Genomic DNA, 10,026 nt, shown 5'->3' with positions numbered 1-10,026 from the left:
ATTGGTTACTCCGAGAATCCCGCAGACCTCCCTAGTAGAGTAGTACCTCTCCAAACAACCTACACCAACATAAAAAATCCTACAAAAACCTTTATAAACCTAACACATCAAAACAGTTGCACTCCCTCGGTCATGAACCCCATTACTTCCTTTCCATCCCACATTTTCCCACTCAAAACCACTCAAAACAGTTTTTAGGGTGTTAGGAAGGCCGGCGCAACGTACCCGAGAACCAGAACAGCAACGGCAAAAACAATCCCCACGACTATCAGGTGGTAAGGTGATATGGACACCCTGGCCTCAACTTCCTCGAAGAACCTCACCAACCCGGCGCCGGACATCATTGAAGTCCTCTTCTTCCTTTTACTCGACAACCCACACACCAATACCAGTATATTTAACCAAAATATAAACATTAAAAATGAAAGTGGGAGAGATGAACCATCAAGTAACACTGAAGGAAGTGCAGGATCTGATGAGGAAGCACTACCTCCAGAGGGACCAAGCAAGAGGACTCTACGCAACGTTCACTTGGTTCATAGAGGAGGTAGGGGAGCTAGCAGAGGCAATACTAAGCCAAAACACTAAAGCACAGGAGGAAGAGATAGCAGACACACTAGCGTGGCTGGCATCAATAGCGAACCTACTCTCAATAGACCTACAAAAAGCCTTCGAACAAAAATACCTCAACCCGCAACCCCCATAGCAAAACAGCAGGAGACCCCCACCCCTCTATTTCCACTGGAGCACGAGATTAGATAAGAATTAAGTATTTTTAATTCTTAATATATAGATAATTATACAAAATATAGCTATGCAGCCGCAACATAATATGCATTCTTAGCAGATTTTTTGTATAATTATCTATATATAGATATATTACTTTATCAAAATATAGTTTATGTTTGTTTCCAGTGGAAGTGAAGGGGTGGGGGGGTTCGTCAATTTTGTTTTACGTTCTCCCCTTTGCTTGTTCGTTGTTTTTAGATGGTTGTATGGGGTTTTGTTTCTAGTTTTTTGTTTGCTGGGTGGTTGGTTTGATGTATTTCCAGGATGTGTGCATCTATGCTGTAATCTTGCTGTAATTATTTTTTAAGCATTATGTACTTTGCTTAATTTATTTTTCTTATTGCGGTCTCTTTACAGAGGGTGATTTATTGAGTCTTGGCGGAGTGGTTGAGATAAGGTTTCATGGTAGGGGTGGTCAAGGCGCTGTTACAGCGGCTAATATGTTGGTTAGTGCGGCTCTTAGGGCGGGCCTCTATGGTCAAGCCATACCTTTCTTCGGTGCTGAGAGGAGGGGTGCTCCAGTCGTTGCTTATGCGAGGGTCTCGGACAGGCCTGTGAGGACGAGGTCCTCTATAAGGAACCCCTCCATCGTCGTGGTTTTGGATGCTAGGCTTGGGGAGTTGGTTAACGTGGTGGATGGCCTGAAGCCGGGCGGTACCGTGCTCGTTAACTCCTCGGACAGGCCTGCGATTAAGGGGGACTTCAGGTTGTGTTACGTTGACGCAGCCAAGATAGCTCTCCACCACGGCTTAGTCCTGTCCGGGTGGGCGTTGGTGAACATGCCCATGGTCGGCGCGCTTGCTAGACTCCTTAAAATGCCTATAGAGACTGTTGAGGAAGCTATAAGGGAGCGGATTGAGGGGAGGCTCGGCGAGCTTAACGCCGTGGCTGCTAGGGAGGCTTATGGTGAGGTGGTTTGCGTTGAGTGAGGGCAGCATGTTCCCGTTGTCGAGGCCGACGGTCGGGGTCTCAGGGCGCACCGGAACCTGGAGGATTCAGAGGCCTGTCTATAATGCGGGTAAGTGCATCAAATGCAGGCTGTGCTGGCTGTACTGCCCTGACTCGGTGATAGACCTGAGCGAGGGGGGTGACTTCATACTGATAGACTACGACTACTGCAAGGGCTGCGGGGTGTGCGCCAGCGTGTGCCCGACTAAAGCCATAGAAATGAGGCCTGAGGGGTGAGTGGGGTGGTCCTCGAAACGCTGACGGGGAACTACGCAGTAGCGACCGCCGTCAAGCTGGCCAGAGTGAAGGCGGTTTCAGCGTACCCTATAACACCGCAGACAACGATAGTTGAGAAGATAGCTGAGATGATTGAGTCGGGGGAGTTCGACGCCGAGATGATTAGGGTTGAGTCCGAGCACTCAGCTCTAGCGGCCGTCTACGGCGCTGCGTCAGGAGGCCTCAGGGCATTCACGGCAACCTCATCGCACGGACTCCTATACATGCACGAGATGCTCTGGTGGGTGGCCGGCTCGAGAATACCCGTCGTGATGGCCGTTGTGACCAGAACTATAGGGCCGCCCTGGAACATATGGACTGACCACTCCGACGTGATGGGTCAGAGGGACACGGGGTGGCTCATAACGTTCTCGGAGAACAACCAGGAGGCTTTAGATGAGACCCTGAAGCTCTTCAGGGTGACGGAGGACGAGTCGGTCTACCTGCCCGGCATCGTGTCCCTCGACGCCTTCATACTTAGCCACACCTCAGAACCCGTGGACGTGCCCGACCAGGAAGTGGTGGACGCCTTCCTACCTCAGAGGAGGCAGCCGTACGTCTTCAGGGCTGGGGACCCCATGATCATGGGCAACGTCCCCAGAGACCTCAAGTGGAATATGAGGGTGAGGGAGGAGATCCACAGGGCTATGGAGAGGGCTAAGAAGGTGATTGAGGAGGCTGACGAGCTTTGGGGTAGGCTGACCGGAAGGAGGCACGGCGGGCTGACTGAATGCTATAAGTGCGGGGACGCTAAGTACTTCATAGTGGGGGTTGGGGCCTGGACGGGCGACATGAAGGAGGCCGTCGATTATCTGAGAAGCAGCTTCGGACTTAAGGTGGGCTTGGTTAAAGTCAGGTACGTCAGGCCCTTCCCAAGCGAGGACCTAATCAAGTGGTTGAACAACGCCCACAGCGTCATAGTCTTCGACAGGTCCGCGTCCCCCAGCGTCGGGGGGCCCCTCTACATAGAGACCGTGGCCTCGCTGACCTCGGCGGGGGTTAGGCTGCCGATCAAGAACGTGCTGGCGGGCATTGCAGGGGTTGACGTGACGCCTGCCGACATATCGAATGTGGTGCTGAAGTCCTTGAACGAAGTCGAGGAGTCTGGATCCTTCAGACAGCCGGTAACCTGGTTTTACGGTGGTGAGTAGGGATGCCGATAAACATTAAAGACCTGCCTAAAGAGAAGTACGTGTTGCCCGGCAACGCGGCCTGCCCCGGGTGCCCTGAGAACATGGGATTGAGGTTCGTCGGGATGGCTCTAGGGGGTAAGGCGATCCTAGTCATCCCCGCAGGATGCACCTCCATAATCGAGGGGCTCGCCCCAGGCTCCGGGCTCAGGTTCCCCATACTTAACGTCCCGTTCGCGTCATCGGACGCTGTGGCGGCGGGACTCAGCGTGGCTAAAAAGGTTATGGGGGAGGACGCGACGGTCGTGGCGTGGGCGGGTGACGGGTCCACCGCGGACATAGGCTTCGCCACACTCTCCGGCGCGGCTGAGAGGGGTGATGACCTGATCCACATATGCGTCGATAACGAGGCCTACATGAACACCGGGATCCAGAGGTCGTCGCAGACCCCCCTAGGCGCTTGGACCACCACCACGTGGACCGGTAAGAAGGAGAGGAGGAAGGACCTCCCCCTCATAATGCTGATGCACAGAATACCGTACGTCGCCACGGCCAGCATAGCGTACCCGACGGACTTCATCGAGAAGCTCAGGAAGGCCTCAACGGTAAGGGGCTTTAAGTACATACACCTCCACGCACCCTGCCCCGTCGGGTGGAGGTTCGACCCCATGCACACGGTGACGATGGCCAGGCTTGCGGTGGAGACCGGGATGTGGATACTCTTCGAGGCTGAGGGCGGTAAGGTAGCAATAAGCCCCCCCAGCAGGCCCTACGCGGATAAGGGGAGGAGGAAGCCCGTCAGGGAGTACGTATCGATGCAGGGCCGCTTCAGAAACGCGACGGACGAGCTGATTAAGGAGTTGGAGAGGCAGGCGGACGAGAACTGGTCACTCCTCCTCAAGCTGGCCACGCAGTAGGGTCAGCGCATTAGATCTTCAGGCATGTCAACATCCCTAAGTATGCCCGCGTCGTCGGTCTCGTAGTAATGCACTCTATCACCCCTCCTCATCAGGAGGCCTTTAAGCCCTAGCTCATCCTCACGTATTTTAAGAACCTCCGGCATTAAACCCTTCCCAACCACCAGTGGGTGCCCACCCCTCCCAGCACTAGCTAGCCTGGGCACGACTATGAATGAATCGTCGCGTGAGAGCAGGTCGGCAGCGTATCTTACCAGGCCGCGCAGGGTGTTCACCCCCACGTAGGGCACGTCACCCGGATGTATAGCCACGACGTCAGCCATCGGGTTAACGGACCCAACCCCCCTGATGACCGAGGTGCTCATGCCGGACTCGTAGTTCTCGTTGTACGTGAAGGCGACGTTCAGGTCGTTGAGAATGCCCTTGATTAGGCCCCCCTCAAAACCAAGGACCACGAGGACCTCCTGAAAGACCCCTGACTCGATGAACCTCATCACCGTGTGCCTGATCAACGGTGCCTTGACGCCGCGAACGCTGACCTCATGCACCAACTTATTGCCTGGAAACCTGGTGGACTTACCGGCCGCAAGTATGACCGCTGACGCGAACACTTAAGGACCCCAACAACAATTCCTGGGTCAGGATTAAATAATAGCGGCCTCAACACTATAGTTACGTGTGGGGTGGGTGTTTGCATGAGTCTCGCAAGGAACATAACCAACGAGGAGCTCGTCCGGATAGCTGGTGAGAAGATCGGGAGGGGGGTTAGCGTGGCCGTAGCAACGGTCGTCAGGAAGGAAGGCTCAGGCCCCAGAGACGTTGGCTCCAAGATCCTGGTCAGCGGGGACGGGGGGCTCTACGGAACCCTCGGCGGCGGGTTCTTCGAAAGACACGTTGTTGAGGAGGCCTTAAAGGCCATTAAGGAAGGGAGGCCTAGATTAGTCAAGTACTCGTTCTCAGGACGCCCAGTTGAGGGAGCTGTGGATACAGGGTTGATATGCGGCGGTTTCTTGGAGGTGTTCATAGACGTGTGGACCCCCGTCCAGAGGGTCTTGATATTCGGCACGGGGAGGGTCGGCAAGCCGTTGGGCGACCTGCTGAACTTCCTCGGCTTCAGGGTGGCCGTGGCCGACCCGAACCCCGAGTTAGTGAGCAGTGAGCTATACCCATACGCTGAGGTGAGGATCCACATCCCCGCAGAAGAGGTTGAGAGTAAGTTGCCTGAGGTGGTCAGGGACGGCGACGTAGTCTACATAACCCACGGCGAGGTGGAGGTAGACTACAAGGCGCTGAAGACAGCGCTGAAGACACGCGCTAAGCTCGTCGGGGTCCTCGGAAGCAGGAATAAAATAAGGGAGTTCGCAAGGAGGTTAATAAGCGACGGGCTGGAGAGGGAGTTAGTGAGGGCTAAGTTCAGAGGGCCTCTCGGCATCGACATACCGGCAGACACCCCTGAGGAAATAGCGGTGGCGATCGCGGCCGAGCTCCTAGCAATACTGAAGGGAGGCTCGATCAAGACCCTAAACATAGTTGACGAGTTACTGACGGGCTGAAGATTCAATAACGCAATAATAGCACAATCAAGAACTACATTCTTAGAGCTCAATCCAATGCCCAGGCTTCGTGATATAGAGACAACCGTTTCCAGCAACACCTGAAGTTTTCGATGCGATTACTCTCTGCATCGTATTCTGCTCTCCAATTAGTAGAAACATTTTGGTAATGTAGTGCTTAAGAGAGCCGCGACAGTAAGTCCGCCAGTAAGTGTTAGACGCGTTGGTGGGACTTCAGCCACTGCTTCCACCATTAAGGGTGAGGATGTCCTAACGATACACGTACTAAAGTACGACTTCAGCAGAGTGCTCAAGCACGGGGAGCTCGACAAGAACTTCATAGAAGAGGTGAAAAGCATATTAAATCACCGGGGTTCCAAGCACCCTACCAAGTAAGATCATTACCCCTAACACTATAGCTATGAGTGAAAGCAGGTCCGGCATTACCCGCATGATTAATGCCTGGGTCATGAGGTAGCCTAGAAGGTATGAGGAGCTCCAGATACTTCATTTTCTCAACCTCATCTATGAGTGATGAGATGCTCAGGAGCAAGAAAATTATAGCGCCCGCACCCCCAAACAAGACATTAAGCAACACACCCAATACTAAGAACGCGTATCTCTATACTCTCAAACCGTACTCAGGCGAAGGCATCCCACGCATCCTTAATCAATTACTGAGACTACCCACTATTTAAGTCTCGCTATGGAGAAAACCCTACATGCCTTCAAGGAGTTAACGGATTGGTATGCCTAAATGCTTAGCTACTCTGTAGCGGACTGCCTCCCTCACCTTCTTGTCAGGTATGACCTCATTCAGGTACCCCTCAAGTATTGCCTGCGCTTCCCTAACGTGTCTCTCCCTCTCCTCCACCGCCCTGATTAGCGTACTAGTGTCCTGCGGTACGCCCACACTAGTCTTCCCGGCTATGGCGGCGAAAGCCAAGTACTTCGCCTCGTGGAGGCTCCCACATCTAATCATCACACCATCTATCTTGACGTACGGTCCTAAGAGGTTAACACCGTACTCGATCCTCGAACCCCTAGGCACCTCAACGACCCTGTTAACTGGAGCATCACCCACGTAATCCTCAGGGAACCTCAACACCTTAATCCCGTAAAGCACCTCAAGGTCCCTCAAAACATCACTTACCAACTTATCAATCTCGACGTCACTCCTACCTCTCCTCCTTCCAGCAGACCTCACTCTCTCGAGCCTAGACCTAACAAGATCCACTACAGCACGGTAAACCTCAAGTTGTTCCTCCTCACTCAAACCCAGTATCTCACCCATAACTATCTTATCAAGCCCCCTCCTATCAGGCTTCACCTTATCAAGCGAAACTCCCTCTGGAGAATCAGCACCAATCTCCTCAAAAACAGAACCGATTTCACGCTCCCCCATCTTCGAAAACACTTCCAGAAGCCTCTTACGTAGCTCCATGTTTAGCTTAGAAGGATTGATAATAGGTATTTGGGAGTATTCGTAAACCTTAACGTCTAACGCTCCTTGCCCAAGGTTTACTCTCCCCCATAATTCGATGAATAACGTAAATATTGTTGAATTTAAAATACCTGAAAGCACCCCTATGAACTCCTTGTCTTTTATATTTATACCATAGAGTCTAGCATCAATACAACATCTTGGAACATTATACCAAAAGATGTGCCTGTCGTTTATGCTCATCATACAAAGTAGGTCTCCAGTGACTTCTGATAAGCCGTACCATCTTTGTCTTGATTCACATGTTGGTCTTCTGTGGAAGCCTTGCGCTTCACCCCACTCTATGTATTTTAAGACTCTAGTCCCTCTTAGTTCGGGCTTGTCCTTATGTATTAGGAGAACTCTGTACTTGAGGTCTTTCGGATTGACTAGTATTGATTTGCATTCCCTAGGTGATTTTATCACGTAGTTTGGTACCCAGATGACGTTTCCGTCTATCAGGACTTCCTCAGGCCTATACTGCTTCGAGTACTGTGATTGCTTGAAGTACTCACCATTCTTATCCACCCACACATCCTCATCCGGTATGTAGGGTCTTATCTTGAGCCACTCATCTAGTGTTACCGGATGCATCCAAAACTCCCTCTCGATACCCCACTTACTTGTTATTTCCTCCTCAGTCAGGTAGAAGAACTCGTTAGCGCCGGTCGTGAAGCCTCTCCTCACTTCGGCGACCTCCTTCAGCGGGATGAGGACGTTTTTGCCTTTCTCCAGGATCTTGAAGAATATTTGGGGGGCCCTCAAGTATTTCCCCCACTTCGTCCCCTCGTATTCACCCGTTTCTTCGTTGAAGCCCTCATCCCAGAGTTCTCTCTGCTTCTTTACGTAGATCCTTATCTTGTCGTCCTCGAAGTAGTGGTTGACGTTCTCTATGAGTTTGACTAGTTTCTCAACGCTTGACCACCTCTCCCTCTCGTCCTTGGCGGGCGGTATAAGCTCACTCAGAGGCTTCTTCAGCTGCGCGAACTTAACTAGGTTGTCGTCTCTCTCTTTCCGGTCGCCACACCTCTCAAGTATCGTTATTGCTGTGTTGATGTCTGCGTCCTCGAACCACCTCTCGACCTTACTCTCTATCACCGCCACCACCTTGAAGTTCTCTAGGAAGAACCTCTGCAGGTCGTAACCGTAGTCCACGTCAAGCCAGGAGTTTGAGGTGATGAACCCCATCCTCCCTCCTTCCCTGAGGAACCTCCCCCCATGAATGAAGAAGTAGACGTAGATGCTCGCCCTCTTACTCAGTCTGGGCTCTCTCTCCTTAGGGTATTTACTCATGGACTTCCAGTCATTAATGCATGTTCTGTAAGCCTTCTCCTTCTCCCCGACCAGCAGGTCCTCCATCTCCTCCTGCCTGGTGTACGGAGGATTCATAACAACGGCGTCGAACTCCTTAGGTAGTGTCACAAGCAACTTTGATGAGTGGCTGAGAGTCTCTATTACCTGCTCCTTCTCCCTCGGGATCAGGTCCCTCCAATCGTAGCTGGTCTCAGGCTTCACGTCAAAGAAGTCGGAGACTATTATTCTAGGGTAGTTCTCCAGCCTTGACAAGTCCCTGCTCGCAAGGTTTATGATGGTTAGGTGTGCCGGGAACTTAGCTATGTCCACCCCGTAGAGCTCCCCAAGGAGCTGGGTGTGCCTCTTCTCAGGCCTGAGGAGCTTCTTTCTGACATAAGCCCGCACGAGGAAGGTGCCCGCACCAACTGCACCGTCAAGAACCTTCTCGTTACCGTCCCTCACACAGAACCCCACTATCAAGTCAACCACGTCCGACCTCGTGAAGTATTGCCCGAGCTTGTGTCTTTCGTCCTCAGGGATTAACTTCTGGAACACGTTGCCTAGGACCTCATAGTTCAGCCCCGTGAAGTCGTAATTGTCTAGGTCCCTCACCAGATTCCTGATGCCCTCCACGGTCTCATCAGGCGGCACGATAGAGTCCAGAGTGTCTGCAAAGAGTATGGTCTCGTAGTCCCCGGAGACCTCCCATGCCCTCCTGAAGTACTCGTCGAGCCTCCCCCTCAGCTCCTCACCCGTCTTCACAGTCTCTGGGATTATCATCGGCGGTAGCCTCTCCTTATAGACCGCTCGAAGGACCTCGTAGAAGAGGATTTTATTGACGAGGAGGTAGACGTACTGGTGTGATACCTTCTCTAAGTCTTCGTCGCTACCGGTGAAGACCCAGCCCTGCCTTACGAAGTAGTCCCTCAAACCCTTACTGAACTGGGGGTCCTCCATCATGCGTCTCTTAACATGGTGGATGACGGGTGTTGAGAGAGTGTATATCTTGCTTCTAAGCCTGTATATGAATCTCTCATCTATGTTCAAGAGCGGTAACTCCTTCACACCGTAGTAGATCTTCTCAAACTCCCTCAGGAAGACCCTTAAGTAGTCCTTGATCGCATCCCTGTATTTCTCCACGGCCTCCTCGTAATTCCTCGCCTGACACACATGCTCTCGAACACCTGCGTGGGGCCACCAAAGCTTCTCCAGTATGTTCTTATTCGGTGGTGCCACACTCCAGGAATAGAAGTCAGTCACGTTCCACACGGCGAAGTACGGCGTCCCCACCGCCCCGGCCTTACCCATAACCTCCACAGCATAGTCCCAGGGATCAACAGACGGATCCCATACCTCAATAATTAAGGCCGGCCTCCCACCCGCATCAAAGAGGACGACGTCAGGCCTCTTACTCCTCCGCCTGTCCCTCCTCACGCCCGCCTCCTTCAGCTCGGGCTCAGCACCCCTGAACTTCAGCCCCTCCTCCTTAATTATCTCGTTAATCCAGTTCACCACATGATGAGCAAAGTTTATCTGAGTACGTTCAAGACTCACCGAGTCCCACCCCACTTACCACCCAAAACGAAGCACGGCAAAACCGAATAGTGAACACGCAAGCACACAATCCTTAGCCCCAG

11 protein-coding genes are annotated in these 10,026 nt (G+C 52.5%); 7 read left to right on the top strand and 4 right to left on the bottom strand.

The window, feature by feature from the left end:
- Positions 1 to 194: 194 nt before the first annotated feature.
- Complete coding sequence (locus QW772_07135) at positions 195 to 374, bottom strand: preprotein translocase subunit Sec61beta (GenBank protein ID MEM0038680.1); 180 nt, start codon at positions 372 to 374, stop codon at positions 195 to 197.
- Positions 375 to 421: 47 nt separating this feature from the next.
- Between QW772_07135 and QW772_07130 the strand changes: the two genes are divergently transcribed.
- The 5 genes from QW772_07130 to QW772_07110 all read left to right on the top strand — a co-directional run bounded on the left by QW772_07130 (position 422) and on the right by QW772_07110 (position 4,060).
- Entirely contained in the window at positions 422 to 706 is a 285-nt protein-coding gene (locus tag QW772_07130) for a MazG nucleotide pyrophosphohydrolase domain-containing protein (GenBank protein ID MEM0038679.1), read from the top strand.
- Positions 707 to 1,157: 451 nt separating this feature from the next.
- Positions 1,158 to 1,718, top strand: coding sequence for a 2-oxoacid:acceptor oxidoreductase family protein (locus QW772_07125; GenBank protein MEM0038678.1), 561 nt, complete (start codon positions 1,158 to 1,160; stop codon positions 1,716 to 1,718).
- Positions 1,711 to 1,974: a 4Fe-4S binding protein gene (locus QW772_07120; GenBank protein ID MEM0038677.1), complete on the top strand. Its 264-nt coding sequence runs from the start codon at positions 1,711 to 1,713 to the stop codon at positions 1,972 to 1,974. The genes QW772_07125 and QW772_07120 overlap by 8 nt, the downstream gene beginning before the upstream one ends.
- A 5-nt stretch (positions 1,975 to 1,979) precedes the next feature.
- Positions 1,980 to 3,164: a pyruvate ferredoxin oxidoreductase gene (locus QW772_07115; protein MEM0038676.1), complete on the top strand. Its 1,185-nt coding sequence runs from the start codon at positions 1,980 to 1,982 to the stop codon at positions 3,162 to 3,164.
- 2 nt (positions 3,165 to 3,166) lie between these two features.
- On the top strand, positions 3,167 to 4,060 hold the full coding sequence (locus tag QW772_07110) for a 3-methyl-2-oxobutanoate dehydrogenase subunit beta (GenBank protein MEM0038675.1): 894 nt from the start codon (positions 3,167 to 3,169) through the stop codon (positions 4,058 to 4,060).
- A gap of 2 nt (positions 4,061 to 4,062) precedes the next feature.
- Here QW772_07110 and QW772_07105 read toward each other — a convergent pair whose 3' ends face one another.
- Entirely contained in the window at positions 4,063 to 4,671 is a 609-nt protein-coding gene (locus QW772_07105) for a nucleotidyltransferase family protein (GenBank protein MEM0038674.1), read from the bottom strand.
- Positions 4,672 to 4,755: 84 nt separating this feature from the next.
- Between QW772_07105 and QW772_07100 the strand changes: the two genes are divergently transcribed.
- Positions 4,756 to 5,613, top strand: a complete 858-nt coding sequence (locus QW772_07100) for an XdhC/CoxI family protein (GenBank protein MEM0038673.1) — start codon at positions 4,756 to 4,758, stop codon at positions 5,611 to 5,613.
- 174 nt (positions 5,614 to 5,787) lie between these two features.
- Complete coding sequence (locus tag QW772_07095; protein MEM0038672.1) at positions 5,788 to 6,009, top strand: hypothetical protein; 222 nt, start codon at positions 5,788 to 5,790, stop codon at positions 6,007 to 6,009.
- On the opposite strand, the gene QW772_07090 is transcribed toward QW772_07095, so the two are convergent.
- Entirely contained in the window at positions 5,999 to 6,208 is a 210-nt protein-coding gene (locus QW772_07090; protein MEM0038671.1) for a hypothetical protein, read from the bottom strand. The genes QW772_07095 and QW772_07090 overlap by 11 nt on opposite strands.
- Positions 6,209 to 6,349: 141 nt before the next feature.
- On the bottom strand, positions 6,350 to 9,943 hold the full coding sequence (locus tag QW772_07085; GenBank protein MEM0038670.1) for an N-6 DNA methylase: 3,594 nt from the start codon (positions 9,941 to 9,943) through the stop codon (positions 6,350 to 6,352).
- Between the last annotated feature and the right edge of the window lie 83 nt (positions 9,944 to 10,026).

This window comes from Zestosphaera sp. (assembly GCA_038727705.1).
Lineage (GTDB): Archaea > Thermoproteota > Thermoprotei_A > Sulfolobales > NBVN01 > Zestomicrobium.
Note: the sequence above shows the minus strand (reverse complement) of the source record. Positions and strands in the feature narration are given on the sequence as shown.